Origin of the sequence: Stenotrophomonas sp. Marseille-Q5258 (genome assembly GCF_946900935.1) — a bacterium.
GTDB classification, from domain to species: Bacteria; Pseudomonadota; Gammaproteobacteria; order Xanthomonadales; family Xanthomonadaceae; genus Stenotrophomonas; species Stenotrophomonas nematodicola.
Map to the genome: position 1 here is coordinate 1 of NZ_CAMPPN010000003.1, position 26,928 is coordinate 26,928.

Below are 26,928 nucleotides of genomic sequence, written 5' to 3' on the forward strand. Positions count from 1 at the left end.
CGCCTGGGGCAGTGGGGCGGCCGGGGGCGTGATGGCGCCCGCCGGTTCGGCCGCAGCGGGCGCTGCCGCCGGGCTGGCCGCGACATCTGCCGCTTCGGCGGCCACGGGTGCCGCAGCCGGGGCATCTGCCGCCGGCACCTCGAGAGCGGGTATGGGCGGGTCCTGCAGCCGCAGTTGCCAGGCGATCCCGACGGCGAACACCACCGAGGCGGCGATCCCCATCACGGCCGGCAGGCGCGAGCGCCGACGCCGTGGCGGCGCGTGCGGGGCGGCCGCGGCTGCGGGGGCGACCGGGGGCGCCTGCACCGCCGCGCGCGCAGCGGCGAGCACGGCGTCGTCGAGCGCCGGCGGCGGCGGGGTCGGCGCAGACCGTCCCAGCAGGCGGGCCAGTTCGCGTTCTTCGGGTGTCAGTGGCGTGCGGTCGTTCATGCGTTCATCCCCGCGCGCAGCTTGTCCATCGCATAGCGCAGCCGCGACTTGACGGTCTCGCGGCCCACGCCGGTGATCTCGGCGATCTCCTCCAGGCTGAGCTCCTGTTCCAGCCGGAGCTGCAGCACGTCGCGCTGGTCGGCGGGAAGCTGCTCCATCGCCAGTTGCAGGCGACGGCGCTGCTCGAACTCGGACAGCTGGGTTTCCGGCGTGCGGCTGTCGCTCATGCGCGCCACGCGTTCGTCGGCATCGCCGGGCGGCGGCGGCCGGTGCCGCGCCGCACGCCAGTGATCGTTCAGCCGGTTGTGCGCGATCCGGAACAGCCACGTGGTGAAGGCGGCCTCGGGCTGCCAGCCGGTGCGGGCAGCGATCACCCGCTGCCAGACGTCCTGGAACAGTTCGTCGGCGAGCGCGGCGTCGCGCAGCTGTCGCAGCAGGAAGCTGTACAGCCGGGCACGATGGCGCCCGTAGAGAACCTCGAACGCAGGCAGGTCCCCGCCGGCCCAGGCCAGCATCAGCGCTTCATCGGTTGGCAGGGCCACGGCATCCACGGCGCACAGAGTAAGCGGTGCGGGTGCGTCCGCAAAGCGTGGCGGTGGCAGGGAGGTGGCCGGCGGCATGGGGAGAGCGGTTCCAGGTGACGTTCCAATAACGTCCATCTGCAACAATCGGGGTTGCCACCCTTCCATTGCCCCCCGGTCCCCGCGTTATGCTCGGGGGACAGGGGAGGTGCCGGGCATCCGGTGCCAGTAGAGACGAACATGCTGTCCAGTCAGGTAGTGACGCCTTCAGTGGACCCGGACCGTGACGCGCAGGTGTCCGCCGATCTGGCGCGCACCCTCTGCGCGGTGCTGCCTGTCGGCAGCAGCCTGCATCTGGCCTGGCGCGACCCGGTGCTTGGCGACGGGCTGCAGTCCGAACCCTTCGATCGCTCGATGACCGCCGGTCACCTGCTCGACGCGGCGCTTCCCGCGCCGGGGCAGCTGCAGCGATGGCAGTTCGGGGACACCCGGCTGGCGATGCGGGTGCTGAGCCAAGGGGAGCCGGTGCCCCTGGACGCAGGATGGTGGGGGCTGGCGCGGCGTGCCGTGCAGGACGCCATTGCGCTGACCCGACAGCGCCGCGAGATCCACTCGCTGGAAATCTCCAAACGCCTGCAGCAGGCGCTGTATGAAATCGCCGACCTTGCCGGCGCGGACCTGGAAATGTCCGAGATGCTGCGTCACGTGCACAGCGTGCTCAACTCCCTGATGTACGCGCAGAACTGCTTTATTGTCGAGTACGACGATGTGCGGCGCCGGGTCCGGTTCCTGTACTTCGCCGACCAGCAGGACAGCTTTGTCGCCGATCCTGACCGCAGCTACGAAGAGCACGAGATGCCGCGCAGCCTGACCTTCGCGCTGCTGCGTCACGGGCAGCCGTTGAGCGGTCCGTCGCGCGAGCTGCTCGCTGCCGACAACGACGAACCCGATCCGGATCGGGGGCCGGAAAGCCTGGACTGGCTGGGCGTACCGATGCTGCGCGAAGGCCGGGTGTGTGGCGCCATCGTGGTGCAGAGCTATGAACACCGCGCGCGTTACGGCGAAGCCGACCGCGCACTGCTGGGCTACGTCGCCCAGCACATCCAGACCGCGATGGACCGCCGCCAGGCACAGGTGCAGCTGGAGCGCCAGGTGGAGCGGCGCACGCTGGAACTGCAGCGCGCCAACCGCAGCCTGCAGGACGAAGTGGTGGAGCGGCGCCGCGCCGAGAAACTGCAGCTGGCGCTGTTCAACATCTCCGAGATGGCGATGAGCGCCTCCAGCCTGACCGAGTTCTATGTCCAGGTGCATGGGGTGGTGGGCACGCTGCTGGATGCGCGCAACTTCTATATTGCGCTGGTCAACGAAGGGGGTGACGGGTTGGAATTCGTCTACTCGGTGGACGAGTACAACGCCTCCCGCGCACCGCGCCCCTTCAGCGAGGGTCTCACCGAGTACATCGTGCGCAACCGCCAGCCGCTGCTGGCCACGCGCGACAACATCGATGCACTGCGCGCGGCCGGCGCGGTGCGCGAGTTCGGTGCGCGTTCGCATTGCTGGCTGGGCGTGCCGTTGCTGAGCGACGACGACGTGGTCGGCGTGATCGTGGTGCAGAGCTACTCGCCGGACGTCAGCTTCACCGCCCACGACCAGCGCCTGCTGACGTTCGTGGCGCAGAACATCGGCAACGGCCTGGCCCGCCAGCGCGACCAGGAGCGGCTGCGCAACGCGCACGCCGAGCTGGAACTGCGGGTGGAGGAGCGCACCCGTGAACTGGCCGATGTGAACGAAAAACTGCTGGGCCAGATCGGCGAGCGCCTGCGCGCGGAGCAGCGGCTCACCCACCAGGCCATGCACGACGCGTTGACCGGTCTGCCCAACCGGCTGCATCTGCTGGACCGGCTGGAGGATGCGATCGCCCAGGCGCGTCAGCCCGACGGATCGGCCTTCGCGGTGCTGTTCCTGGACCTGGACCGCTTCAAGCTGGTCAATGACAGCATTGGCCACGCCGCCGGCGACCAGATGCTGGTCGAGGTGGCCAAGCGGATCGTCTCGATGGTCTCCAGCGAGGACGTGGTGGCGCGGCTGGGCGGCGACGAGTTTGCGATCCTGCTGCAGTGCCGTCACGGGTTGTCCTCGGCGGTGGAGTTCGCGCAGCGGATGCTGATGGCGCTGGAAGAGTCGATGTGGGTCAAGGGGCGCGAGCTGTTTCCGTCCGGCAGCCTCGGCATTGCCATGTGGCATCCGCGCTACCGCAATGGCGAGGAACTGGTGCGCGACGCCGATGCGGCGATGTACCGTGCCAAGGCGCAGGGCAAGGACCGCTGCGCGGTGTTCGATGAAGCCATGCGCGAAGAGGCGCTGCGCAGCCTGGACCTGGAAGCGGACCTGCGCCGGGCCATCATCAACCGCGATTTTCTTCCCTATTACCAGCCGATCGTGCGCCTGTCGGACGGGGAGGTGGTGGGGCACGAAGCGCTGCTGCGCTGGCAGCACGAGCGGCGCGGTCTGCTGCTGCCGAGCGCGTTTCTCGACCTGGGCGAAGAGAGCGGCCTGATCGAACAGGCGGACTGGCTGCTCTACGAGCAGGTGATCGGGCAGCTGGCACGCGGCGGACGCGGCTATCTGTCGGTGAACGTGTCGCCGCGTCATTTCCGGTCGGCCGATTTCAGTTCGCGTCTGTTTGGCCTGATCGAGGCAGTCGGCGCCGACCCGCACCGGTTGCGGCTGGAGATCACCGAGGTGGCGCTGCTCGATGACGGCCCGCGCACGCTGCGCATCCTGCAGACGCTGCGCGAGCGGGGTGTGCTGGTGCAGCTGGACGATTTCGGGACCGGCTTTTCAGCGCTGTCCTATCTGCACCGGTTCCCGATCTCCACGCTCAAGATCGACCAGAGTTTCATCGCAGGTCTGCACGGCCAGGACATCCAGAGTACCTATGCGCTGGTCCAGGGCGTGCTGTCGCTGGCCCGCACGCTGGGCATCGAAACGGTGGGCGAGGGTATCGAGAACGCCGCCCAGCGCGACACGCTGCTGCAACTCGGCTGCGACTATGGCCAGGGTTACCTGCTGGGCCGCCCCGCACCGATGGAAACGGCGTAGCGCCGGGGTCTCCCCGGCACGTTCACCAGGCACGACGGAGATCCAGCGGGGCAGCGCCCCGCGCCACGGTGTCACCGCAAGGCGTTGCGGCGCTTCTCGTCGATCCACTTGGAGGCCTGCGCCGGTTCGTACCCGCGCATCCACTCCAGCATCGCGTCGATGTCCGACCCGTACCAGAGGTCGGCGCGCTGCTCGGGATGCAGGAAGCGCTCTTCCACCATGCGGTCGATCATGCCGATCAGCGGGGCGTAGAAACCGTCCACGTCCAGGAAGGCGCACGGCTTGTTGCCGATGCCGAGCTGGCGCCAGGTGAGCATCTCGAAGATCTCTTCCATCGTGCCGAAGCCGCCGGGCAGGGCAACGAACGCGTCGGACAGGTCGAACATGCGCGACTTGCGCTCGTGCATCGAACCGACGATTTCCAGCTCGGTCAGGCCGCGGTGGGCCACTTCCCAGTCGGCCAGCTGCTGCGGAATCACACCGGTGACCTCACCGCCGCCAGCCAGTACGGCGTTGGCCACCGTGCCCATCAGGCCGACGTTGCCGCCGCCGTACACCAGGCGCAGGCCGTCGCGGGCGATGCGGTCGCCCAGCGCGATGGCGCGCTCGGTGTAGATCGGCTTGCTGCCGGGGTTGGAGCCACAGTAAACGCAAATCGACTTCATTGGATCTTCCTGTGTTCGGAGGTGACGCGGCGGAAACGAAAAAGCCCCGCCGATGACCGATGTTCCGGTCTCGTGACGGGGTTCGTTCCGCAGATGCGATCGGCGATTTTAGCGCGTTCGCCGGGCCGGGGCCAAACCGGACCTGACCGGGTGGTCAGGTCCGCTGTCGGCTTACGCCGCCTGCGACTGCTCCCTGCGCGGGCCTTCCTTCAGCGCCCGTCCCACCAGGCCCACCAGCAGGTCCAGCTCGTCGCTGTCCATGCCGAAGTGCGGGGTGAAGCGCAGCGAGTTCTCGCCGCCGTGGATCACATTGATGCCGTGGTTGCGCAGCCACTCTTCGGTGGAGCCGGCGCCGTAACACTTGAACTGCGGGGCCAGCTCGCAGGAGAACAGCAGGCCGGTGCCCTGCACCTTGGTGATCAGCCCGCCCAGCTCGCTCCTGAGTTGTTCCAGCTTGCGCACGGCTTCCTCGCCGCGCACGCGGATGTTCTCACGCACCTGCGGCGTCAGCAGCGACAGGGTGGCGCAGGCGACGTCCAGCGCACGCGGGTTGGAGGTCATGGTGTTGCCGTAGATGCCCTTGCGGTACAGCTGGGCGGCGTGGTCGGTCACGGCCAGCACCGACAGCGGGAACTGGGCGGCGTTGAGTGCCTTGGAGTAGGTCTCCATGTCCGGCGCGTCCAGCCCTTCGAAACCGGGGTAGTCCACGATCGACAGCACGCCATGCGCACGCAGGCCGGCCTGGATCGAATCGAGCAGCAGCAGGCTGCCGTGCTGGCGGGTCAGCTCGCGGGCCAGGGCGTAGAACGATGGCGGCACCGAACGGCCCGGATCGCCTTCGCCCATCACCGGCTCCAGGAACACCGCTTCGACGAACCAGTGGTTCTGTTCGGCCTCGGCGAACACCCGCTTGAGCGCGTCTTCGTCATAGGGCGCGATCGCGATCACCGAGTCCTCGCCACGATAGCTGGCCAGGTGCTGCATGTAGGTTTTGCGGCTGGAGTCCGAGTACAGGCCGGGGCGGTCGGTGCGGCCGTGGAAGCTCCCCTTGACCACGACACGCTTGATGGTGGCCCCGGCGTGGCGGGCGCCTGGATCGGTCTGCAGCTTGGCGTTGACGTCGGCGATGCGTGCGGCCAGGCCGACCGCTTCGGAACCCGAATTCAGGCACATGAAACGGCTGTACGGGCAGCCACCGCGACGGTGACCGATCTCCTGGCGCAGCGCGGCGATGAAGCGCTGCTGGGACAGGCTCGGGGTCATCACGTTGGCCATCACCTGCGGGGCCGACATGGCCTCCATCACGGCCGCAGGCGTATGTCCGAAGCCGAGCATGCCGTAGCCGCCAGCGTCATACAGCACCGCGCCCTTGAGCGTGACCACCCAGGCGCCGCGGGCGGCCAGGGCCACGTACGGCGTCACCGCGTCATCGGCATAGAAATTGACGAAGCCGTCCTGCATGGCGTCGATCTGGGCGCGCTCGTCCAGCGGCAGCAGGGCACCCAGGTCGGCGCGCACGCGCTCGAACTCGGCGGCGGCGGCGTCGATGGCGGCGACCAGGTCCGGGTGGCCGGCGGCCAGGCGTTCGAGGGTGGCGTCATCCAGGCCGGTGGTCAGGCGGGCGCCCGGCTGGGCGCGAAGGGGGGCGAGACGGTCGATGAAGCTCATTGCAGATCTCCTGAAACGATTGGCGGCACGGCGGAAAAGCAAAACGCGCGTCTATTCGCGCGCGCTTCGGGCATTCCTGCTCGTGCATCAGACTTCCAACTCGATGCTAGCACGCGGTTTTTCGCGCGATAACCCCGCAAAACGCTGCTGCATAGCAGCATTTTGCGCGACGTTTGGCCAATCCTGCGTTGCCATCGAGGGCCAGTCGTACAATGGACGACATTGCCTACACGTTGCCGTGCGCTGCCTTGAAGAAGTCCGATTTCAACTACGAACTGCCGCCTGAACTGATTGCCCAGGCTCCGCTTGCGGAGCGCTCGGCCAGCCGCCTGATGGTGGTGCCGCCGGCCCCGGCCGCGTTCGAGCATCGCCATGTGCGCGACCTGCCCGATCTGCTGCGCGCCGGCGACCTGCTGGTCTTCAACGATACCCGGGTGATTCCGGCGCGTCTGTTTGGCCAGAAGGCCAGCGGCGGGCGGGTCGAGATCCTGATCGAGCGCCTGCTCGGCGCCCAGCAGGCCCGCGCCCAGGTCGGCGCCAGCAAGTCGCCCAAGGCCGGCAGCCGGATTGCGCTGGACGCCGGGGGCGAGGCCGAGGTGCTCGGCCGCGACGGCGAGTTCTACGTCCTGCAGTTCCACATCCCCGAAGCACTGGAGCAATGGCTCCTTCACGCCGGGCGCCTGCCGTTGCCGCCCTACATCCAGCGCGAGCCCGGGCTGGACGACCGCGAGCGCTACCAGACCGTGTTCGCCCGCGAGGTCGGTGCGGTGGCCGCACCCACCGCCGGGCTGCATTTCGACGAGGCGCTGCTGGCCGCCCTGGCGGCGCAGGGAGTGGCCTTCGGCCATGTGACCCTGCATGTGGGCGCCGGCACGTTCCAGCCGGTGCGCGTGGATGACCTGAACGAACATGTCATGCACCGGGAATGGCTCAATGTCGGTGCCGAACTGGTCCAGCAGGTGCGTCGCACGCGCGCGGCCGGGGGCCGGGTGATCGGCGTGGGTACCACCGTGGTGCGTGCCCTGGAAAGTGCGATGCGTGATGGCGAACTGCTGCCGTATGCCGGGGAGACCCAGATTTTCATCACGCCGGGCTACCGGATCCGCAGCGTCGACGCGATGGTGACCAACTTCCACCTGCCTGAAAGCACGCTGCTGATGATGATTTCGGCCTTCGCCGGGCAGGCGCGGGTGTTCGATGCATATCGGGCGGCCATCGAAGAGAAATACCGGTTCTTCAGCTACGGCGATGCCATGCTGCTGTTCCCGCAGGGGGAATGACCGGGCCGGGGCAGGGCAGGGCGGCCGTGCCCCCGCCGACGCGGCAGCACGTTTTCGGCGACAATGGGCAATTATTTGCCCGAACGCCTGCTCCATGTCCCGACTCCAGTTCCAGCTCCAGACCACCGACGGCCGCGCCCGCCGCGGCCGCCTGACCTTCCCGCGCGGAACCGTCGAAACCCCGGCCTTCATGCCGGTGGGCACCTATGGCACGGTCAAGGGCATCCTGCCGGAGCAGATCCGTGCGCTGGGCGCGGAGATCATCCTCGGCAACACCTTCCATCTGTACCTGCGCCCGGGCCTGGACGTGATCGCCGACCACGGCGGACTGCATGGCTTCGCGCGCTGGAACGGGCCGATCCTGACCGACTCCGGCGGCTTCCAGGTGTTCTCGCTGGCGCACCGCCGCAAGATCACCGAGCAGGGCGTGACCTTCGCTTCGCCGACCGACGGCGCACGCGTCTTCCTCGGGCCGGAGGAGAGCATGAAGATCCAGAAGGTGCTCGATTCGGACATCGTGATGATCTTCGACGAATGCACCCCGTACCCGGCGACCGAACCGGTGGCGCGCACTTCGATGGAACTGAGCCTGCGCTGGGCCCAGCGCAGCCGCAATGCGCACGATGCGCTCGGCAACGATGCGGCCCTGTTCGGCATCGTCCAGGGCGGCGTGCACCACGACCTGCGCACCCGCTCGGCCGAGGGCCTGCAGCAGATCGGCTTCGACGGTTACGCCATCGGCGGGCTGGCGGTGGGCGAGCCCGAGCACGAGCGCAACGCCATGCTGGACCACATGCACCCGATCCTGCCGGCCGACCGCCCGCGCTACCTGATGGGCGTGGGGCGCCCGGAAGACCTGGTGGAAGGCGTGGCGCGGGGCGTGGACATGTTTGATTGCGTCATGCCCACCCGCAACGCCCGCAACGGCCATTACTTCACATCGTTCGGCACCGTGCGCATCCGCAATGCCCGTTACGAGCGCGACATGGACACCATCGAGCCGGGCTGCGGCTGCCACGCCTGCAGCAGCGGCTACACCCGGTCCTACCTGCGCCACCTGGACCGCTGCAATGAGATGCTGGCGCCGATGCTGGGCACCCTGCACAACCTGTATTACTACGAAAAGCTGATGGCCGACATGCGCGCGGCCATCGCGGCGGGAACCTTTTCAGCCTTCCGCGAGTCCTTCTATGCGGCCCGGGGTGCCGCCACGCCGCCGCTGTAAGCGGCAGCGGCGTCCCCGAATCCGCGCGCATACCCTGCCAAACGGCCCAAGGACGAACTCCCGGGGCCGTGGCATACTTCGCGGCTGACCCCTGTTTCGCGGCGACACCCCGCTCCCCCTCGGAACGGGGCGCCTCCAACCCAAGGACACACTGTATGAACCTGATCGCCTTCCTGATCCCCGCCGCACACGCCCAGTCCGCTGCCGGCCAGCCGCCGGGTGCCTCCTGGACGACGTTCCTGGTCCCGATCGTCCTGATCGCGGTCATGTACTTCCTGATGATCCGCCCGCAGATGAAGCGCCAGAAGGAACACAAGGCGATGCTGGAGAAGATCAAGCGCGGCGATGAAGTGCTGACCAACGGCGGCATCGCCGGCGTGGTGACCGACATCGGCGACAACTTCATCACCATCGAAGTGGCCGACAACGTGCGCATCCGCGTGCAGAAGGGCGCCGTGGGCAACGTGCTGCCGACCGGCACGCTGAAGTCGGCCAACTGATCCACTCCCTTTCCGTTCAACCGCGGTGCCGGGACGGGCACCGCGCGGGACCCAAGCAATGCTCGAATTTCCACGCTGGAAGTACTTCCTCATCCTGATCGTACTGGCGGTCAGCGCGCTGTATGCGCTGCCGAACATCTACCAGAAGGACCCTGCCGTGCAGATCACCGCCAACCGTGGCGGGCAGATCGACGACGCCCTGCGCGACCGCGTGCTGGGCGACCTCAAGCAGGCCGGCGTGGAACCGCTGTCGGTGGCCAAGGAGGGCGACAGCCTGATCGTGCGCCTGCCCAGTCTGCAGGCGCAGACGGCCGCCAACGACGCGCTTCGGGATGAAATGGGCGAGGACTACGTGGTCGCCCTGAACCTGGCCTCCACCGTGCCCACCTGGCTGAGCGATCTCGGCGCCAAGCCGATGGTGTTGGGCCTGGATCTCCAGGGCGGCGTGCACTTCGTGCTGCAGGTCGACCAGAAGGCCGCGCTGGACAAGCGCCTGGATGCCTACGCCGAAGACGTGCGCACCAGCCTGCGCGACGCCCGTATCGCCTACCAGTCGGTGGAGCGTCGCCCGGACAACACCATCGTGGCCAGCATCAGCCCGTCCGCCGGTGCCGATGCTGCCGCCCGCGCCCGTGACGTGATGTACAAGGCGCAGCCGGCCCTGGGCTACGACGTGGCCGGCAACCGCGTCACCGTGAGCGTGCCGGAAACCGAGCTGACGTCGATCGCCAACGGGGCCATCGAGCAGAACGTCAACACCCTGCGCAACCGCGTCAACCAGCTGGGCGTGGCCGAGCCGATCATCCAGCGCCAGGGCGCCGACCGCGTGGTCGTGCAGCTGCCGGGCGTGCAGGACACCGCCGAAGCCAAGCGCATGATCGGTGCCACCGCGACGCTGGAATACCGCGCCGTGGTTGAAGGCAACGCACAGGACGCCATCACCAGCGGCCGCATTCCGCCGGAGGCCAAGGTTTACCAGCAGCGCGACAATCGCGGCCCGATCCTGCTGAACAAGCGCGTGATCGTCACCGGTGACCAGATGGTTGCCGCGCAGGCCACCACCGACCAGAACGGCCTGGCCGCGGTCAGCGTGACCCTGAACAACGTCGGCGGCCAGCGCATGTTCGACTTCACCGCGGCCAACGTGAACAAGCCGATGGCGGTGGTGTACACCGAGCGCATCCCGACCGTCAACGTGGTCGACGGCAAGGAAGTGCGCAGCTTCCGCGTCAAGGAGGAGGTGATTTCGGTCGCCAACATCAACGGCGTGTTCGGCAAGAACTTCCAGACCACCGGCCTGGACAAGGCGGAAGCGGAAAACCTGGCCAAGCTCCTGAAGTCCGGCTCGCTGGCCGCACCGATGGACTTCGTCGAAGAGCGCATCGTCGGTCCCAGCCTGGGTGCGGAGAACGTCGAGCGCGGCGTGACCGCCGTGGGCTTCGCCTTCCTGTTCACGCTGGTCTTCTTCACCGTGTACTACCGCATGTTCGGCGTGATCACCTCGGTGGCCATGCTGTTCAACCTGCTGATCGTGGTGGCGGTGATGTCGCTGTTCGGCGCCACGATGACGCTTCCCGGCTTCGCCGGCCTGGCGCTGTCGATCGGCCTGTCGGTCGACGCCAACGTGCTGATCAACGAACGTATCCGCGAAGAACTGCGCGCCGGCGTCCCGCCGAAGGCGTCGATCGTCGCCGGTTACGAAAAGGCCTCGGGCACGATCCTGGACGCCAACCTCACCGGCATGCTGGCCGGCGTGGCGCTGTACGCCTTCGGTACCGGTCCGCTGAAGGGCTTCGCGGTCACGATGATCGTCGGCATCCTGGCCTCGATGTTCACCGCAATCACCGTCTCGCGTGCGCTGGCCGTTCTGGTCTACAGCCGCCGCAAGAAGCTCAAGTCCCTGGCCATCTGACGGGAAGAGAATCGAAACCATGAAACTGTTCCCGTTGCATCTGATTCCGAACGACACCAAGTTCGACTTCATGCGTACCCGCTGGGTGGCGATCACGCTGGCCGCGCTGGTGTTCATCGCCGCCGTGGGCTGCATTGCCTTCAAGGGCTTCAACTACGCGTTGGACTTCACGGGCGGCACGGTGGTCGAAGTGCGCTTCGACAAGCCGGCCGACGTCGATGCCGTGCGTGAGCACCTGGAGGGGGCCGGTTACGGTGGCGCCCAGGTGCAGAACTTCGGCAGCGGCAGCAACCTGCTGATCCGTCTGCAGCCGCAGGCGATGGGCGAGGGCGAGAACGCCGGCGAAGCCAACAACCGTACCGCCCAGGCCGTCCAGAAGGCGATCTCGGTGGAAGGCAACCGGGCCACCATCGTCGGCGCCGAGTTCGTCGGCCCGCAGGTCGGCAAGGAGCTGGCGCTGAACGGCCTGTACGCCGCGCTGTTCGTGCTCGTCGGCTTCCTGATCTACATCGGCTTCCGCTTCGAGTGGAAGTTCGCGATGGTCGCCATCATTACCACCCTGTTCGACGTGCTGGTGGTCGCCGGCTACTTCTCGCTCAGCGGTCGCGAGTTCGACCTGACCGTGCTGGCGGGCCTGCTGTCGGTGATGGGCTTCTCGATCAACGACACCATCGTGGTCTTCGACCGTGTCCGCGAGAACTTCCGCAGCCTGCGCGTGGAGCCGCTGGAAGTGATGAACCGCTCGATCAACCAGACCCTGTCGCGCACCATCATCACCTCGCTGGTGTTCTTCCTGTCGGTGCTGGCGCTGTACCTGTACGGTGGCGGTTCGCTGGAAGGGCTGGCGCTGAGCCAGATGATCGGCGCGGTGATCGGTACGCTGTCCTCGATCTTCATCGCCTGCCCGCTGCTGACGATGGGCGTGCTGGCCGTGACCAAGCAGGACCTCCTGCCCAAGGCCAAGGACGTCGAAGCCCTCGCACGCCGCCCGTAAGCGGCCTGCACCGCAACACCGGAAAAGCCGCGCCCTGCGCGGCTTTTTCGTTGGGGACTGGCTCTTCGGCTCTTCCCTTCCGGCCCGACCCACTTCGGGGCGGGTGAGGTCATGCCAGTGGCAGGACCGTAGGCGGCATGGATGCCGCCTACGAGCCCCCAAGGATGGGTTCACGGCGTGTCCTGACACTGGCATGGCCTTACCCGCGCTCCCTGACAGGGGCCTGCCATACACCCCCGTCGGTTGTGCAACGCGCCCCCGCGCACTACGATCCCATGCGTTCCGCGCAGCCGTTCCGATGGCGCGCCGCCCTTTTCATCGCGCAGGCCGTGCCTGCGCCTGTTCCCATCGAGGTCTTCATGGTCATCAAACCGCGTGTGCGCGGCTTCATCTGCGTCACCACCCATCCGGTCGGCTGCGACGCCGCTGTCAAGCAGCAGATCGACTACATCCAGTCCAAGCCGAAGATCGTCAACGGCCCGAAGAAGGTGCTGGTGCTCGGCGCGTCCACCGGCTACGGCCTGGCTGCACGCATCACCGCCGCCTTCGGCAGCGATGCCGCCACCCTGGGTGTGTTCTTCGAGCGACCCGGCACCGACACCAAGCCCGGCACCGCTGGCTGGTACAACTCGGCCGCGTTCCACAAGTATGCCGGGCAGGCCGGTCTGTACGCCAAGAGCATCAACGGCGATGCGTTCTCCGACGAGGTCAAGGCCAAGGTCATCGAGCTGATCCGGCAGGACCTGGGCCAGGTCGACCAGGTCGTCTACAGCCTGGCCGCGCCGCGCCGCAAACACCCCAGGACGGGTGAAGTGATCAGCTCCACGCTCAAGCCGATCGGTGCGCCGATCACCCTGCGTGGTCTGGATACCGACAAGGAAGTCATCACCGAAACCACGATCGAACCGGCCACGCCGGAAGAGATCGCCGGTACCGTGGCCGTGATGGGTGGCGAAGACTGGCAGATGTGGATCGATGCGCTGCTGGAAGCCGGCGTGCTGGCCGAGGGTGCCACCACCACCGCGTTCACCTATGTGGGTGAGGAGATCACCCAGGCGATCTACTGGAACGGTTCCATCGGCGCAGCCAAGAAGGATCTGGACCAGAAGGTGCTGGGTCTGCGCGCGAAGCTGGAGACGATCGGCGGCGACGCGCGCGTGTCGGTGCTCAAGGCGGTGGTGACCCAGGCCAGCTCCGCGATCCCGACCATGCCGCTGTACCTGTCGCTGCTGTTCAAGGTGATGAAGGCCAAGGGCACCCACGAAGGCTGCATCGAGCAGCTCGATACGCTGTACGACATCCTCTACGGTGGCAAGGACACCGGCACCGCCACCGAGCGCCTGCGCCACCAGCTGCTTGCCGACGGACACCCGGTGGAGCTGGTCGATGAAGCCGGCCGCCTGCGCGCGGACTACAAGGAAATGGCGCCGGACGTGCAGGGTGAAGTGGTTGCGCTGTGGCCGCAGGTGACCAATGAAAACCTCTACGAGATCAGCGACCTGGCCGGCTACAAGGCCGATTTCCTGCGTCTGTTCGGTTTCGGCGTGGAAGGCGTGGACTATGAGGCGGACGTCGCCACCGACGTGGCCATCCCCAACCTGGTCGACATGACCTGATAGCGCACGCCGACCCTTGGTCGGCTGTGATGCGATACGACATGCCGCCTTCGGGCGGCATTGTCGTTGTCGGCGTTGCGTTGACGCACGCGTCTGCTTCTTCCGTGCGAGGCGGGCGGATACTCCCGCTCTCGATGCTCACGTCGTCACGGCAGCCAACGGCAGCCTGGCCGTTTCATCCGCGGCTACCGCGGCACTGTGGAAGGCCCCCGCGCGCGGCCGACCCGCACTCCGGCGACAGCGCCCGCCTCAGGCGAAGTCGAAGTTCATCAATGGACCGGCAGGCCCCACGAACTCGCCCTGCACGTAATCCACGCCGGCACTGAACAGCAGGCTCATCGAATTCGCATCGGCCACGAACTCGGCGATGGTTCGGATGTTGGCCGACTGCGCGCGGGCGGTGATTTCGCTGATCTTCTCGCTGTGCTCGCGCGTGCGTGCGAAATCGCTGGTGAAGTCGCGGTCCAGCTTCAGGAACTGCGGCTGGAAATGCGCCAGCAGCTGGAACGAATCCAAGCCCGAGCCAAACTGCTCCAGTCCGATCCGGCAGCCCAGCGGCGCCACCTCGGCCAGGAACTGCTGCGCATTGCGCAGGTGCGTGAACACCTTCGCTTCCGGCGCGTGCAGCCACAGCCGCTCGCCGGGTACCCCGTTGGCCAGCAGCTCGCGGCGCAGGGTGGCGATCATCTGCGGATCGTTGAACGATTCCGGTGTCACCTTCACCATCATGTGTGTTGGATGGCCGGCGCGTTCGCGCTCGCCCAGCACCCCGATCGCATGGGCCACCACCCAGCGGTTGATGTCGGCCAGCAGCCCGTGCTCCTCGGCGATGCCCAGGAAGGCCGTCGGGCTCAGCAGCTCACCGTTGTTCTCCAGGCGCAGGTAGGCCTCGTACAGCTCCAGCGCCTCGCCCTGCAGGTTCAGCACCGGCTGGTAGTGCAGCTGGAACCCGTCGCCGGCCAGGGCTTCACGGATACGCGCCACCCAGCGCTGGATGCGTTCTTCCTCGACCCGGTCGACTGCGGCGGGGTCGAAGATGCGCGTGGTGTTGCCCAGCTCCGACGCTGCGTGCGTGCACTCGGTTGCCCGCGCGAGCACCTGGCCGATGCTGGCAATCTTCTCGCCGACCTGTACCCCGCCGATGCTCACCGTCACCGTGGCCGAGCGGTCGCCGATGCTGAACACCTTGGCGGCGTAAGCCTCGCGGATCTGGTCGGCCAGCGCCACGGTGTGCGCGTAGGGGCCCTCGGTCAGCACGGCGAAGCTGTGCTCGCCGAAGCGCGCCAGGCGCGCGTCATCGCCGACGGTGTCGGCCAGCACCTGGCCCAGCGCGCCGATCAGCACATCGGCCGAATCCAGGCCGATGTCCGGCAGCAGGCGCGCGTAGTGGTCCGGCTCGATCAGCAGCAGGCCAAACTGGCCTTCGCTGCGACCGGCCTGGGCCACCGCATTCTCCACGTGCAGCATGAACGTCGGGCGGTTGAGCAGGCCCGTCACCTGGTCGCGCTGGCGCAGGTCCTCGACCTCGCGGGCCAGCTCCGGGTCGAACTCCATGCGGCGGCGGAACACCACCTGCAGGCACGACTCGCCCTCATAGCTGGCCTGGGTGAACTCCATCGTCGCCGGAAACACGGCGCCGTCCTGGTTGCGCGCGTCCACCTGGTACTGCGGCGGCGGCGCGTCGCCCCTGCTCAGCGACTTGAGCAGCTGTTTGAAGCCGTCCACGTGCTGCGGCGCCACCATGTCCAGCAGCGAGATGCCTTCCACGTCGTCGAACGCCTCGTAGCCGAACATCTCCAGATAGGCTTCGTTGGCGCGGATGTGCATGCCTTCGTGGATGTAGGCGATGGGATCGCGCGAGGACGAGATCAGCGCGTCGCAGCGTCGCTCGGTCTCACGCATCTGCGCCTCGATCCGGCGCAGCCCGCGGCGCGCCTGCAGGTCGGTCCACTCGTTGCGGACCACTGCCAGCAGGTGCTCGGGGCGGTGGCGCAACGCGATGGCCCGGATGCCGTTGGCACCGGCTTCCACCCATTCGTTCTCGTCCAGGCGTTCGGCCAGCAGGATCATCGGGATGTCCTTGCCGCTCGCCGCGATCTGCTGGGTTACCTGCAGGAGCGGAATGCTCTGTCCAGGGGCGGCCAGGATCAGGTCGATCGGCTGGCTGCCCAGCACCTGCGCCAGCTCCTCGCTGTTCTGCGGGCGCGCCGGGCGCACCGCGATGCCGCTGTTGCGCAACGTGCTGACGATGGTCTCAGCGTTCTCCCCGCTGTCGTCCACGATCAGCAGGCGGACGGTCATGTCATTCGCGTTCTGCATTCACTACTCCCCAGACTGCAAACTTGATACACGATGCGTGGGATTACGTCCATGCTGACGGCGGTACTCGCGGTACTCGATCACGGAATCGTCGGCCTAGACCACCTGGCCGGCGGCATGGCCGCAGGCCCACGCCCATTGGAAGTTGTATCCGCCCAGCCAGCCGGTCACGTCCAGCACTTCGCCAATGAAGTGCAGGCCCGGCACCAGCTGCGATTCGAATGTGCTGGAGGACACCTTGCGCGTGTCCACCCCGCCCAGGGTGACCTCGGCGGTCCGATAGCCCTCCGTGCCGCTGGCCACCAGCGGGAAGTCCTGCAGCAGGGCGGCCGCCTCGCGCAGCTGGCGCTCGTCGATCTGGCGCACCGGACGGTCCGGCAGCCAGTGCTCGCACAGACGCAGTGCCAGCCGGCGTGGCACCACCTCCGACAGCACGGTGCGCAGCTCGGCGGCGCCGCGGTCGCGCTTCATGTCGCGCAGCCAGGTCTCGGCATCGCGGTCGGGCAGCAGGTCCAGGCGCAGGTCGTCGCCGGGCTGCCAGAACGAGGAGATCTGCAGGATCGCCGGGCCGCTGACGCCGCGGTGGGTGATCAGCATGGAATTGCGGAACGCGACGTCGCCGCAGCGCGCTGCGACCGGCAGGGCGACCCCGCTCAGGTCGTGGAAGCGTTCCTGATGCGTGCCACTCAGGGTCAACGGCACCAGGCCGGCGCGCGTGGGCAGCACGGTGTGGCCGAACTGGCGGGCCAGCTCGTAACCGAAACCGGTGGCGCCCAGGCTGGGGATCGACAGGCCGCCGGTCGCCACCACCAGCGATGCGGCGTGGAAATGGCCCTGCGCGGTGTGGACGTGGAAGCCGTCGGCGCCGCGCTCCACCTTGTCCACGCCGCAGTCAGTGCGGATCTGCACGCCTGCCGCCTGGCACTCGTCCACCAGCATGCGCACGATCTGCTTGGACGAGACGTCGCAGAACAGCTGGCCCAGTTCCTTTTCGTGATAGGCGATGCCGTGGCGTTCGACCATCTCGATGAAGTCGCCGGGCGTATAGCGTGCCAGCGCGGACTTGCAGAAATGCGGGTTGGCCGACAGGAAGTTGGCCGGGGTGGTGCCGGTGTTGGTGAAGTTGCAGCGCCCGCCACCGGACATCAGGATCTTCTTGCCGACCTTGTTGGCATGGTCGATCACCTGCACGATGCGACCGCGCTGGCCCGCCGTGAGCGCGCACATCAGCCCGGCCGCACCGGCCCCGATGACCAGCACGTCGCAGCGGATCACGCTCATGCCTGCGGTTTGCGCTTGCGCCAGACCGGCGTCACGGCCAGTTGCGCCTTGTCCGAGAGCAGCTGCACCTCGCCGTCCTGGATCAGCACGTCCCAGCGCATGGTGCGCTCGACCTGTGCACCCCATTCGGCGACGAAGTCGGCCGGCAGATCCATCACCTCCAGCACTGACAGCTTGTTGGCCGCTGCGGCGTTGCGCTCCCACCAGATATCGGTGGCGCGCCCGCCGTAGGTGATCAGCTGCACCGCGCGAGAACGGCCGGCGGCCTTGCGCAGGCGCGATTCGTCCGGCTGGCCCAGTTCGATCCACAGCTCGATGTCGCCGGTGTAATCGCGGCGCCACAGATCCGGCTCGTCGTCCACGCTCAGCCCGCGGCCGAATTCCAGGCGGTCATCGGCATTCAGGGCGAAGGCCAGCAGCCGCACCATCAGGCGGTCGTCGGTCTCCGACGGGTGCTGGGCCAGGGTGAGCGTGTGGGTGGCGTAGTAGCCACGGTCCATGTCGCTGATCTGGAGTTCGGCCTTGCGGATGGTGGCGGTGAGGGCCATGGGGGTACCGTAAACAAAGAGCGCCATGATAATGCGTGGGCCATGACCCCGTCCGATCCCGTTTCCGCCGATGTTGCCGCCAGCCGCCTGCAGTTGCCCCCGGGCGATTGGGGCTGCCTGCTCGACGGGCTGTGCGCGCGCTTCCCGCGCATCGACCGCGCCCAGTGGGTTGACCGTTTCGCGCGTGGACGGGTGCTCGATGTGCAGGGCAGGGCGCTGGCGGCGGAGCAGCCCTGGCAGGTCGGTCTGGAGATCCGTTACTTCCGTGAGGTGGAGGGTGAACCGGCGATCCCGTTCGTCGAGTCGATCCTGCATCAGGACGACGACCTGCTGGTGGCCGAAAAGCCGCATTTCCTGCCGGTCACGCCGGCCGGCGGGCACGTTCGCGAGACCCTGCTGGCGCGGCTGGTGGCGCGTACGGGCAATCCGCACCTGGTGCCATTGCACCGCCTGGACCGGCTGACGGCGGGGCTGGTGCTGTTCTCGACCCGCCCGGCCACGCGCGATGCCTACCAGCGGCTGTTCCGCGAGCGTCGCATCGACAAGACCTACCAGGCCCTGGCCCCGGCACTGCCGGCGTTGCAGTTCCCGCTGGAGCGGCACAGCCGGCTGGTGCCGGGCGAGCCATTCTTCCGCATGGCCGAAGCGGCTGGCGTGCCCAACGCACGCACCCGGATCGAGGTGATCGACGCCGGCGGCCCGGTGTGGCGCTATCGGCTGGACCCCGAATCCGGGCGCAAGCACCAATTGCGCGTGCACATGGCCGCACTGGGAGCCCCGATTCTCGGCGACGACCTGTACCCGGTGCTGCGCACAGAGGGGCAGCGGGATCCCGGTGAACCGCTGCAGCTCCTCGCCCAGGCGCTGGCGTTCGTCGACCCCCTCAGCGGTCAACGCCGCAGCTTCACCAGCGGCCGCCAGCTGATCGTGTAGCGCCCGGCTGGCACGCGCAGCGCGGGCGTTGCGGTGGCGGACCGGAGAGCAGCCGGGCAGGCCCGGCTCTACGGTGAGGCATTGGGAGCAGACGTAGAGCCGGGCTCTGCCCGGCTGGCGCGCGCAGCGCGGCCCGCAATAGAGTCAGCTTCCTGAACGATGGGCGAGCCAGCGGTCCAGCGCTGCGGCGAAGCGCTGGCGATCGCGCGCGTCCAGCGGGGGTGGGCCGCCGGTCTGGATACCGGCGCCGCGCAGCTCCTCCATGAAATTGCGCATGGACAGCCGCTCGGCCATGTTGTCCGGGGTGTACAGCTGCCCCCGCGGATTCAGGGCCACGCCGCCCTTTTCCAGTACCAGCGCGGCGAGCGGGATGTCCTGGGTAACCACCAGGTCGCCGGCTGCCATGCGCTCTACGATCACGTTGTCGGCCACATCAAGCCCCGGCGGGACCTGGATGGCGGTGATGCAGCGCGAGGGCGGGGTGCGCAGCCACTGGTTGGCGACCAGTGTCAGCGGAATCCTGACGCGTTCAGCCGCGCGGAAAAGGATCTCCTTGATCACGCCAGGACAGGCATCGGCATCCACCCAGATGCGGGAAACGGCAGAACTTGAATCGGGCATTTGGCTGATCTTAAGGTAGGAAAAGTCTGAATGGGGACTCAGATTTCGTGTAGAATTGGTCAATCCCTTGTCCTGTCAGGCGGGACGGGGGGATGGCTGAATAAATCAGCTATCGCTTTTTCGGTAAAACACGAGTATCGTCCCCCACACTGTGTTTGCTAGGGTCACCGTGAATCGTGGCCTGGTGCAGTTGATCTCACGATCTGCTCATCGATCCGCTTTACCAACGCCTGCAACTCAGTCTCGGCTCCGATATCCGGCGGCCGCGATTATTTCAACTTTTGTTTCAGGAGTTAGTACATGTCTGATCGTCAGCAGGGCACCGTGAAGTGGTTCAACGACGCCAAGGGCTTCGGCTTCATCACCCCGGAAAGCGGCCCGGACCTCTTCGTCCACTTCCGCGCCATCCAGGGCACCGGCTTCAAGTCGCTGCAGGAAGGCCAGAAGGTCACCTTCGTCGCCGTCCAGGGCCAGAAGGGTATGCAGGCTGACCAGGTGCAGGCGGTCTAATCGACCCCTGCTACCGTAAGGTCGCCATGAACGCCGGAAGCGAAAGCTTCCGGCGTTTTTTATTGTCTTCTCCACGGCGCGGTGTACGCGACGGCGCACGCTCGTGACGTCACCGCGGCAGGCGCGCGGTTACGATGCGGGTTTGAACGCGCGGAACGATCGATGATCAAAGTGCACCATCTGGACCACTCGCGCTCGCAGCGCGTGCTGTGGATGCTTGAAGAGCTGGGCCTGCCATACCAGGTCGTGACCTATCAGCGCGATCGGAAGACCTGGCTGGCGCCGCAGGCGCTGCGCGATGTCCATCCGTTGGGTAAATCGCCGGTGCTGCAGGACGACGCGCTGGTCCTGGCCGAATCCGGTGCGATCCTGGAGTACCTGGCCGACCGCTACGACAGCGCCCGTCAGTTGTCCCCCGAACTGCTGCCTGCACAGGCCCCCGAGCGCATCCGCTATCGCTACTGGATGCACTACGCCGAGGGCTCGGCGATGCCGCCGCTGCTGCTCAGCCTGGTGTTCGCGCGGGTGCGCAAGGCGCCGATGCCGTTCTTCGCGCGACCGATCGCCCGCGGCATCGCCGACAAGGTGATGAAGGGATTCGTCGGTCCACAGCTGACCCTGCACCTGGACTGGATGGAGCGTGAGCTGGGCAGTGCGCCGTGGTTTGCCGGCGAGCGATTCACCGCCGCCGACATCCAGATGAGCTTCCCGATCCAGGCCGCCGCCTCGCGTGCGGGCAGCATGGCGGCCTACCCGAAACTGCGCAGTTTCCTGCAGCGCATCGAGCAGCGCCCGGCGTACCAGCGTGCGGTGGAGCGTGGGGGCGCGCTGGACCTCGGCGCCGGCGCCGGTTGAGCTTGCGGGGGGGCGCCTGTGCCCCCATCTGCTGGTCATGAGCACTGAGCCGCTGCGTTTCGACAACCGTTTCATCCGTGATCTGCCCGGCGACGAGGAGACTGGCCCGCGGGTGCGCGAGGTGCGCGGCGCGGCCTGGTCGTCGGTGCTGCCGACGCCGGTGACGGCCCCGCGCCTGTTGGCGTATGCGGAGGAGGTCGCCGCGCTGCTGGGCATCGGTCCCGAGCTGCTGGACAGCGCGGATTTCCCGCGCGTGTTTGGCGGCAATGCGCTGTATGCCGGGATGCAGCCGTGGGCAGCCAACTACGGTGGCCATCAGTTCGGACATTGGGCCGGCCAGCTCGGCGACGGCCGTGCGATCTCGCTGGGCGAACTGATCGCACCCGACGGCGCGCGCTGGGAGCTGCAGCTCAAGGGGGCCGGACGCACCCCGTATTCGCGCGGTGCCGATGGGCGCGCGGTGCTCCGCTCGTCCATCCGCGAATTCCTGTGCAGCGAGGCGATGCACCATCTCGGCGTGCCGACCACACGCGCTCTGAGCCTGGTGGGCAGTGGCGACGCCGTAGTGCGCGACATGTTCTACGACGGTCATCCGGCGCCCGAACCGGGTGCGATCGTCTGCCGGGTGGCCCCCTCGTTCATGCGATTCGGAACCTTCGAACTGGCGGCCTCGCGCGGCGATACCGCGTTGCTGCGGCAGCTGGCCGATGTGTGCATCGCCCGCGATTTCCCGGCGCTGGCCGATGCCGGCGCCGCGCGTTACGCGGCATGGTTCACCCAGGTCTGCGAGCGCACGGCGAGGATGGTGGCGCACTGGATGCGGGTGGGCTTCGTGCACGGGGTAATGAACACCGACAACATGTCCATCCTGGGGCTGACCATCGACTATGGCCCGTACGGCTGGGTCGAGGATTACGATCCCGACTGGACCCCCAACACCACCGACGCACAGGGCCGGCGCTACCGCTTCGGCACCCAGCCGCAGGTGGCGTACTGGAACCTGACCCGCCTGGCGCAGGCGCTGTCGCCGCTGTTTGACGACGTCGCGCCATTGCATGCAGGGCTGGCCCGGTTCCAGGACGTGCATGCGCAGTGCGAGCGCGACGACATTGCCGCCAAATTGGGTCTGGACCAGTGTCGCGACGACGACGTGGCGATGATGGCCGCGTGGCTGCAGATCCTGCAGGACGGCGGGATGGACATGACGCTGGCGTTCCGCGGCCTGATCGGGCTGGACCCGCAGGCGCCGTCGGTGGACGTTCTGGAGGATGCGTTCTACAGCGCCGAACGCCGCACGGCGGTGCTTCCGGCGCTGCAGGCATGGCTGCAGCAGTACGCCGCGCGGCTGCGCGCCGACCCGCTGGACCGCGCGGCGCGCGAGCAGGCGATGGCGCGCGCCAATCCGCTCTATGTGCTGCGCAACTGGCTGGCGCAGGAGGCGATCGAGCAGGCGGAGCAGGGCGACCTCAGCGGCGTGCACACGCTGCTGGAGGTGCTGCGGCATCCATACGACGTCCAGCCGGGGCGCGCGCACTATGCGGGCAAGCGCCCCGAGTGGGCGCGCGACAAGGCGGGCTGTTCGATGCTCTCCTGCAGTTCCTGACGCCCCCTGCAACGCTGGGTCCCACCGGCGGCGGAGGCAGGTGAGCGGCCCGGTGGGCGGGTCGGGTTACCCTATGCCGCCCACCTGCTTTACCCGATCCCCATGACCGATTCTCCCACCACGCCCGCCTGGGCCGGCCGCCTGCGCGATATCGCCGATTTCCCCAAGCCCGGCATCCTGTTCAAGGACATCATGCCGCTGCTGGCCAACGGCGAGGATTTCGCTGCGGCCGTCGATGCAATGGTCGCCCCCTGGCGCGACGCGCGCCTGGCGGCGGTGATGGGCATCGAATCACGTGGTTTCATCCTGGGCGCGGCGATGGCGCGGGTGCTGGGCGTGGGCTTCGTGCCGGTGCGCAAGCCGGGCAAGCTGCCCGGCCGGACGTTGAAACAGGACTACACGCTGGAATACCGCACCGACAGCATCGAGGTGCATGCCGACGCGCTGCCGGCCGGTGCGCGGGTGCTGGTGGTCGACGACGTGCTTGCCACGGGAGGCACGCTGCTGGCGGCGTTGTCGCTCGCGCAGCAGTTGCAGGTCGAGGTGGTCGGTGCAGCGGTGCTGGTCGAACTGGCCGGACTCGGCGGCCGCGAGCGTTGGACCAGCAACGTGCCGCTGCTGGCCAACCTGGTCTACTGACCCCGTCCCGCGGCGGCCGCTCCCTTACATCTTCCGCACGCGGAAGCGACGGCCCTTGATTTTGCCCGCTTCCAGCCGTGCGATCGCACGGCCGACGTGCTCGCGCGCGATGGCCACGTACGACCGCGTCGCGTAGATGTCGATCTTGCCGATCACCTTGGCGGACAGCCCTGCCTCGCCGGTCAGCGCGCCGAGGATGTCGCCGGGGCGCAGCTTGTCGGTCTTGCCGCCGTCGATCCGCAGCGTCTCCATTGCCGCCTGCGGCAGTACGGCCGGACGCGCGGTCGCCAGCGGGGTTTTCTGCCAGTCCAGCGGCGCGCCCTGTGCCGCTTCCAGCGCGTCGGCGCGGTTGCGCTCGCGGCCGGTGACCAGGCTGATCGCCAGGCCGGTGGCACCGGCACGACCGGTGCGGCCGACGCGGTGTTCGTAGGTCTCGATATCGGTCGGCAGCTCGTAGTTGATCACCGCCGCCAGGTCCTGCACGTCCAGTCCGCGCGCGGCCACGTCGCTGGCCACCAGTACGTTGCAGCTGCGGTTGGCGAAGCGCACCAGCACTTCATCGCGGTCGCGCTGTTCCATCTCGCCGTGCAGGGGCAGGGCGGAGAACCCGAACTGCTGCAGCGACAGCGCCACCTCGTCGACGTCGCGCCGGGTATTGCAGAACACCACCGTCGACTCGGGCGTGTACTTGAGCAGCAGGCCCGCCAGCGCCTTCTGCTTCATCGCCAGCTCGGTCTCGCAGAACAGGTGGCGGATCGCGGGCGCATGGTCGGCGCCTTCCACGGTCACTTCGACCGGGTCACGCAGCAGCACACGGGCGATCTCGCGGATCTCGTCGGGGAAGGTGGCCGAGAACAGCAGCGTCTGGCGATCCTTGCTGGTGCGCCCGGCGATCTCGCGGATGGGCTCCTCGAAGCCCATGTCGAGCATGCGGTCGGCTTCGTCCAGCACCAGCGTCTTGACTCCGCCCAGATGCAGGGCGCGCTTGCGCCCCAGTTCCTGGATGCGGCCCGGCGTGCCCACCACCACATGTGGATCGTGGGCCTCCAGCGAGGCCAGCTGCGGGCCCAGCGGCATGCCGCCGGTCAGCACCACCAGCTTGAGATTGGGAATGCCGGTGGCCAGCTTGCGGATCTGCTTGCCGACCTGGTCGGCGAGCTCGCGGGTCGGGCACAGCACCAGCGCCTGTGCGCGGATCACGGCCGGGTCCAGTGCCTGCAGCAGGCCAAGGCCGAAGGCGGCAGTCTTGCCGCTGCCGGTGGGCGCCTGGGCGATTACGTCACGACGGTCGAGGATGGCCGGCAGGCTCTGCGCCTGCACGGGGGTCAGGCGGGTATAGCCCAGCGCGTCGATGCCCGCCGCCAGCGAGGCCGACAGGGGCAGTTCGGAGAATTCATTCATGGCACATTCTACCCGTTGCGCCAGCCACCGGGCGTGTGCCGGCAGGCTTGAGGCCGGATCGTGCGCCCGCAGTCCCTCCCCGGCCTCCTCCCGTGCACCGTAGCGGTCCGGCACCCGGCGGTACGGGACAGCAGGCGGCGACGATCAACAACGGCAATGCGTTCACGGTCCATCTGCGCAGAGGGCATGGGGACGGTGCTCACCCCAGCAGTGCGTGCACGCCCAGGTTGATGCCCAGCCCGCCGGCCAGCAGCCAGGCAAACAGCAGCAGGGCGAGCAGCAGCGGTTTCATGCCGGCCTGACGCAGGGCCGACACATGGGTGGTCAGGCCCAGCGCGGCCATCGCCATCGCCAGCAGGACGGTGTCCACCTGGATGGCCAGCGCCACCAGCCCGGCCGGCAGCAGCTGCAGCGAGTTGAGCCCGGCCACCGCGACGAAGCCGAAGGCAAACCACGGCACCACGATCTTCGCCGGTGCCGCGCCCGGTCGGACGCCCTGCCTGCGGGCCAGCAGCAGCGACAGCGCGACAAGGAACGGGGCCAGCATCATCACCCGCACCATCTTGGCAATGACCGCCGTGTCCGCGGCTCCCTCGCTGACCGCGCGCCCGGCGGCGACCACCTGGGCCACCTCATGCACGGTCGAACCGGTGAACACGCCGTACAGCGTTTCGCTCATCGGCACCCAGGCATGGGCCAGGTTGAGCTGGTACAGCGCCGGGTACAGGAACATGCCCGCGGTGCCAAACACCACCACGGTCGATACCGCGACGGTGACCTGCTCCGCTCGCCCGCGCACCACCGGTTCGGCGGCCATCACTGCGGCTGCGCCGCAGATCGAGCTGCCCGCGCCGATCAGCAGTGCAGTACCCCGGTCAATGCCGAACCAGCGGGTACCGGCCAACCAGGCCAGCGCGAAGGTGCTGGTCAGCACCAGCGCATCGACCAGCACCCCGGCCACGCCGACCTGGCCGATATCCTGGAAGGTCAGGCGCAGCCCGTACAGCACGATCCCGGCGCGCAGCAGCCATTGCTTGGAAAAGCCCACCCCGGTCGCGGCCGGCGCTGACAGAGGGGGGTACACGGTATTGCCCAGCGCGATGCCGAACACGATCGCCAGGGTCAGCGCGCTGATGCCATGCGCCTGCAGCCACGGCAGGGTGGCCAGACCGATCGCCGCGGCGGCCACTGCGGCGGTCAGCAGCAGGCCGGGCACGCGGCTGCGCCAGCGCTGGGCGGCAGTGGTGGTGGCGGGCAAGGGAGCGGTGGACGCGTTCACGGCAGTCTCCAGGGGTGCTGGGTGATAGCCTGCGCCGGCCACATGAACCTGTAAAACGCATTATTCATATCATTTCAACCCGCTATATGGGTTAATTGGCCCATGCATCTGACACTGCGCCAATGGCAGGTTTTCGTCGGCGTGGCCGACGCCGGCACCACGGCGGCGGCCGGGCTGCAGTTGGCGTTGTCGCAGTCGGCCACCAGCGCGGCCCTCAATGAGCTGGAGGGGCAGTTGGCGGCGCCGCTGTTCGACCGGATCGGCCGGCGCCTGGTGCTCAACGCGCACGGCCGCGCGCTGCTGGACCCGGCCCGTGCGCTGCTGGTGGCCGCCGCCGACCTGGAGCAGCTGGCCGGCGTGGGCCGGGCGGGGGCGGCCGGGCCGTTGCCCCTGCAGCTGCGGATCGGCGCCAGCACCACCATCGGCAATTACCTGTTGCCACAGCGGGTGGCGGCGCTGCTGGCGGCCAATCCGCAGGCGGAGGTGGACCTGCGGATCGGCAACAGCGCCGAGGTGGTCGCTGCCGTGCAGCGGCTGGACGTGGACCTTGGCGTGATCGAAGGGCCCTGCCACGAAAGTGGCCTGCAGGTGCTGCCGTGGCAGCGCGACGCGCTGGTGATCGTGGCAGGTGGCAACGCCGAGCTGCCCTTGCACGTGGACCTGCCGACCCTGGCGGCAGCGCGCTGGCTGCTGCGCGAACCCGGCTCGGGCACGCGCGAGGCGGTCGAGCAGGCCCTGCTGCCGCACCTGCACCACTTCGGCCGGGCGATGCAGCTGGGCAGCACCGAGGCGATCAAGCAGGCCGCTGCCGCCGGGTTGGGACTGGCCTGCCTGTCGCGCCATGCCGTGGCCGATCTTGTGGCGTTGGGCACGCTGCGCATCCTGGACACGCCGCTGCCGCCGCTGTCGCGTCAGTTGTGGGTGGTGCGCCACCCGGGCAGGCGCGTACCGCCGCCGTTGGGCGACCTGTTGGCACTGCCCCCGGAGGCGTTCGCGCACGGGTCAGCGACGCGGTAGCCGCCAGCCC

General features: G+C 68.0%; 22 protein-coding genes and 1 pseudogene. 13 read left to right on the top strand and 10 right to left on the bottom strand.

Annotated elements, in window-relative coordinates:
* Both OC534_RS02300 and OC534_RS02305 read right to left on the bottom strand, forming a co-directional pair.
* Nucleotides 1-429, bottom strand: a pseudogene (locus OC534_RS02300) (hypothetical protein); the annotation flags it as partial.
* The gene (locus OC534_RS02305) at nt 426-980 is read right to left on the bottom strand and encodes an RNA polymerase sigma factor (protein ID WP_136005968.1); all 555 of its coding nucleotides are present in this window, start codon (nt 978-980) and stop codon (nt 426-428) included. The gene OC534_RS02305 and the pseudogene OC534_RS02300, both read right to left, overlap by 4 nt.
* Before the next feature lie 210 nt (nt 981-1,190).
* Between OC534_RS02305 and OC534_RS02310 the strand changes: the two genes are divergently transcribed.
* Nucleotides 1,191-4,052, top strand: coding sequence for an EAL domain-containing protein (locus OC534_RS02310; RefSeq protein WP_051008627.1), 2,862 nt, complete (start codon nt 1,191-1,193; stop codon nt 4,050-4,052).
* A gap of 71 nt (nt 4,053-4,123) precedes the next feature.
* Here OC534_RS02310 and OC534_RS02315 read toward each other — a convergent pair whose 3' ends face one another.
* Nucleotides 4,124-4,717, bottom strand: a complete 594-nt coding sequence (locus OC534_RS02315; RefSeq protein WP_017356416.1) for a TIGR00730 family Rossman fold protein — start codon at nt 4,715-4,717, stop codon at nt 4,124-4,126.
* Between the two features lie 171 nt (nt 4,718-4,888).
* Entirely contained in the window at nt 4,889-6,385 is a 1,497-nt protein-coding gene (locus tag OC534_RS02320; RefSeq protein WP_017356415.1) for an aminotransferase class III-fold pyridoxal phosphate-dependent enzyme, read from the bottom strand.
* Between the two features lie 212 nt (nt 6,386-6,597).
* Here OC534_RS02320 and queA point away from each other — a divergent pair, with 212 nt between their 5' ends.
* The 6 genes from queA to fabV all read left to right on the top strand — a co-directional run bounded on the left by queA (nt 6,598) and on the right by fabV (nt 13,912).
* Nucleotides 6,598-7,665, top strand: coding sequence for a tRNA preQ1(34) S-adenosylmethionine ribosyltransferase-isomerase QueA (gene queA, locus OC534_RS02325; protein ID WP_136005945.1), 1,068 nt, complete (start codon nt 6,598-6,600; stop codon nt 7,663-7,665).
* Between the two features lie 94 nt (nt 7,666-7,759).
* Complete coding sequence (gene tgt / locus OC534_RS02330; protein ID WP_017356413.1) at nt 7,760-8,890, top strand: tRNA guanosine(34) transglycosylase Tgt; 1,131 nt, start codon at nt 7,760-7,762, stop codon at nt 8,888-8,890.
* Between the two features lie 155 nt (nt 8,891-9,045).
* Nucleotides 9,046-9,390: a preprotein translocase subunit YajC gene (gene yajC / locus OC534_RS02335; protein WP_017356412.1), complete on the top strand. Its 345-nt coding sequence runs from the start codon at nt 9,046-9,048 to the stop codon at nt 9,388-9,390.
* Between the two features lie 58 nt (nt 9,391-9,448).
* Nucleotides 9,449-11,302 (top strand): protein translocase subunit SecD, encoded by a 1,854-nt coding sequence (gene secD / locus OC534_RS02340; RefSeq protein WP_136005950.1) that lies wholly within the window; start codon nt 9,449-9,451, stop codon nt 11,300-11,302.
* 19 nt (nt 11,303-11,321) lie between these two features.
* Entirely contained in the window at nt 11,322-12,296 is a 975-nt protein-coding gene (secF, locus tag OC534_RS02345) for a protein translocase subunit SecF (protein ID WP_017356410.1), read from the top strand.
* A gap of 359 nt (nt 12,297-12,655) precedes the next feature.
* Nucleotides 12,656-13,912: an enoyl-ACP reductase FabV gene (gene fabV, locus OC534_RS02350; RefSeq protein ID WP_026070825.1), complete on the top strand. Its 1,257-nt coding sequence runs from the start codon at nt 12,656-12,658 to the stop codon at nt 13,910-13,912.
* Between the two features lie 249 nt (nt 13,913-14,161).
* Here the strand turns inward: fabV and OC534_RS02355 are convergent, their stop codons facing one another.
* The 3 genes from OC534_RS02355 to OC534_RS02365 all read right to left on the bottom strand — a co-directional run bounded on the left by OC534_RS02355 (nt 14,162) and on the right by OC534_RS02365 (nt 18,060).
* On the bottom strand, nt 14,162-16,231 hold the full coding sequence (locus tag OC534_RS02355; RefSeq protein WP_017356408.1) for an EAL domain-containing protein: 2,070 nt from the start codon (nt 16,229-16,231) through the stop codon (nt 14,162-14,164).
* Between the two features lie 96 nt (nt 16,232-16,327).
* On the bottom strand, nt 16,328-17,512 hold the full coding sequence (locus tag OC534_RS02360) for an NAD(P)/FAD-dependent oxidoreductase (RefSeq protein WP_017356407.1): 1,185 nt from the start codon (nt 17,510-17,512) through the stop codon (nt 16,328-16,330).
* On the bottom strand, nt 17,509-18,060 hold the full coding sequence (locus OC534_RS02365) for a YaeQ family protein (protein ID WP_017356406.1): 552 nt from the start codon (nt 18,058-18,060) through the stop codon (nt 17,509-17,511). The genes OC534_RS02360 and OC534_RS02365 overlap by 4 nt, the downstream gene beginning before the upstream one ends.
* Before the next feature lie 42 nt (nt 18,061-18,102).
* On the opposite strand from OC534_RS02365, the gene OC534_RS02370 reads away from it, so the two are divergent.
* Nucleotides 18,103-18,993 carry a pseudouridine synthase gene (locus OC534_RS02370; RefSeq protein WP_153164243.1) on the top strand — a complete coding sequence of 297 codons (891 nt, stop codon included), beginning with the start codon at nt 18,103-18,105 and terminating at the stop codon, nt 18,991-18,993.
* Between the two features lie 144 nt (nt 18,994-19,137).
* Here the strand turns inward: OC534_RS02370 and OC534_RS02375 are convergent, their stop codons facing one another.
* Entirely contained in the window at nt 19,138-19,614 is a 477-nt protein-coding gene (locus OC534_RS02375; protein ID WP_136003791.1) for a YaiI/YqxD family protein, read from the bottom strand.
* Between the two features lie 300 nt (nt 19,615-19,914).
* On the opposite strand from OC534_RS02375, the gene OC534_RS02380 reads away from it, so the two are divergent.
* From OC534_RS02380 to OC534_RS02395, 4 genes are all read left to right on the top strand, one after another.
* Nucleotides 19,915-20,124 (top strand): cold-shock protein, encoded by a 210-nt coding sequence (locus OC534_RS02380; protein WP_017356920.1) that lies wholly within the window; start codon nt 19,915-19,917, stop codon nt 20,122-20,124.
* Nucleotides 20,125-20,286: 162 nt separating this feature from the next.
* On the top strand, nt 20,287-20,979 hold the full coding sequence (locus OC534_RS02385) for a glutathione S-transferase (RefSeq protein ID WP_017356919.1): 693 nt from the start codon (nt 20,287-20,289) through the stop codon (nt 20,977-20,979).
* Nucleotides 20,980-21,016: 37 nt separating this feature from the next.
* Nucleotides 21,017-22,582, top strand: coding sequence for a protein adenylyltransferase SelO (locus tag OC534_RS02390; protein ID WP_262071308.1), 1,566 nt, complete (start codon nt 21,017-21,019; stop codon nt 22,580-22,582).
* 102 nt (nt 22,583-22,684) lie between these two features.
* Nucleotides 22,685-23,221: an adenine phosphoribosyltransferase gene (locus tag OC534_RS02395; RefSeq protein ID WP_136003795.1), complete on the top strand. Its 537-nt coding sequence runs from the start codon at nt 22,685-22,687 to the stop codon at nt 23,219-23,221.
* A gap of 24 nt (nt 23,222-23,245) precedes the next feature.
* Here OC534_RS02395 and dbpA read toward each other — a convergent pair whose 3' ends face one another.
* Nucleotides 23,246-24,622 (bottom strand): ATP-dependent RNA helicase DbpA, encoded by a 1,377-nt coding sequence (gene dbpA / locus OC534_RS02400; RefSeq protein ID WP_136003797.1) that lies wholly within the window; start codon nt 24,620-24,622, stop codon nt 23,246-23,248.
* Nucleotides 24,623-24,821: 199 nt separating this feature from the next.
* The gene (locus tag OC534_RS02405) at nt 24,822-25,880 is read right to left on the bottom strand and encodes a YeiH family protein (protein ID WP_262071355.1); all 1,059 of its coding nucleotides are present in this window, start codon (nt 25,878-25,880) and stop codon (nt 24,822-24,824) included.
* 123 nt (nt 25,881-26,003) lie between these two features.
* Here OC534_RS02405 and OC534_RS02410 point away from each other — a divergent pair, with 123 nt between their 5' ends.
* The gene (locus OC534_RS02410; protein WP_262071309.1) at nt 26,004-26,918 is read left to right on the top strand and encodes a LysR family transcriptional regulator; all 915 of its coding nucleotides are present in this window, start codon (nt 26,004-26,006) and stop codon (nt 26,916-26,918) included.
* The last annotated feature ends 10 nt before the right edge of the window (nt 26,919-26,928 follow it).

What these genes read in the sequence shown, in the direction of transcription:
- OC534_RS02310 (WP_051008627.1), top strand. Translation starts at nt 1,191, where the DNA reads ATGCTGTCCAGTCAGGTAGTGACGCCTTCAGTGGACCCGGACCGTGAC.
- OC534_RS02315 (WP_017356416.1), bottom strand. Translation starts at nt 4,717, where the DNA reads ATGAAGTCGATTTGCGTTTACTGTGGCTCCAACCCCGGCAGCAAGCCG.
- OC534_RS02320 (WP_017356415.1), bottom strand. Translation starts at nt 6,385, where the DNA reads ATGAGCTTCATCGACCGTCTCGCCCCCCTTCGCGCCCAGCCGGGCGCC.
- queA (WP_136005945.1), top strand. Translation starts at nt 6,598, where the DNA reads ATGGACGACATTGCCTACACGTTGCCGTGCGCTGCCTTGAAGAAGTCC.
- tgt (WP_017356413.1), top strand. Translation starts at nt 7,760, where the DNA reads ATGTCCCGACTCCAGTTCCAGCTCCAGACCACCGACGGCCGCGCCCGC.
- yajC (WP_017356412.1), top strand. Translation starts at nt 9,046, where the DNA reads ATGAACCTGATCGCCTTCCTGATCCCCGCCGCACACGCCCAGTCCGCT.
- secD (WP_136005950.1), top strand. Translation starts at nt 9,449, where the DNA reads ATGCTCGAATTTCCACGCTGGAAGTACTTCCTCATCCTGATCGTACTG.
- secF (WP_017356410.1), top strand. Translation starts at nt 11,322, where the DNA reads ATGAAACTGTTCCCGTTGCATCTGATTCCGAACGACACCAAGTTCGAC.
- fabV (WP_026070825.1), top strand. Translation starts at nt 12,656, where the DNA reads ATGGTCATCAAACCGCGTGTGCGCGGCTTCATCTGCGTCACCACCCAT.
- OC534_RS02355 (WP_017356408.1), bottom strand. Translation starts at nt 16,231, where the DNA reads ATGCAGAACGCGAATGACATGACCGTCCGCCTGCTGATCGTGGACGAC.
- OC534_RS02360 (WP_017356407.1), bottom strand. Translation starts at nt 17,512, where the DNA reads ATGAGCGTGATCCGCTGCGACGTGCTGGTCATCGGGGCCGGTGCGGCC.
- OC534_RS02365 (WP_017356406.1), bottom strand. Translation starts at nt 18,060, where the DNA reads ATGGCCCTCACCGCCACCATCCGCAAGGCCGAACTCCAGATCAGCGAC.
- OC534_RS02370 (WP_153164243.1), top strand. Translation starts at nt 18,103, where the DNA reads ATGACCCCGTCCGATCCCGTTTCCGCCGATGTTGCCGCCAGCCGCCTG.
- OC534_RS02375 (WP_136003791.1), bottom strand. Translation starts at nt 19,614, where the DNA reads ATGCCCGATTCAAGTTCTGCCGTTTCCCGCATCTGGGTGGATGCCGAT.
- OC534_RS02380 (WP_017356920.1), top strand. Translation starts at nt 19,915, where the DNA reads ATGTCTGATCGTCAGCAGGGCACCGTGAAGTGGTTCAACGACGCCAAG.
- OC534_RS02385 (WP_017356919.1), top strand. Translation starts at nt 20,287, where the DNA reads ATGATCAAAGTGCACCATCTGGACCACTCGCGCTCGCAGCGCGTGCTG.
- OC534_RS02390 (WP_262071308.1), top strand. Translation starts at nt 21,017, where the DNA reads ATGAGCACTGAGCCGCTGCGTTTCGACAACCGTTTCATCCGTGATCTG.
- OC534_RS02395 (WP_136003795.1), top strand. Translation starts at nt 22,685, where the DNA reads ATGACCGATTCTCCCACCACGCCCGCCTGGGCCGGCCGCCTGCGCGAT.
- dbpA (WP_136003797.1), bottom strand. Translation starts at nt 24,622, where the DNA reads ATGAATGAATTCTCCGAACTGCCCCTGTCGGCCTCGCTGGCGGCGGGC.
- OC534_RS02410 (WP_262071309.1), top strand. Translation starts at nt 26,004, where the DNA reads ATGCATCTGACACTGCGCCAATGGCAGGTTTTCGTCGGCGTGGCCGAC.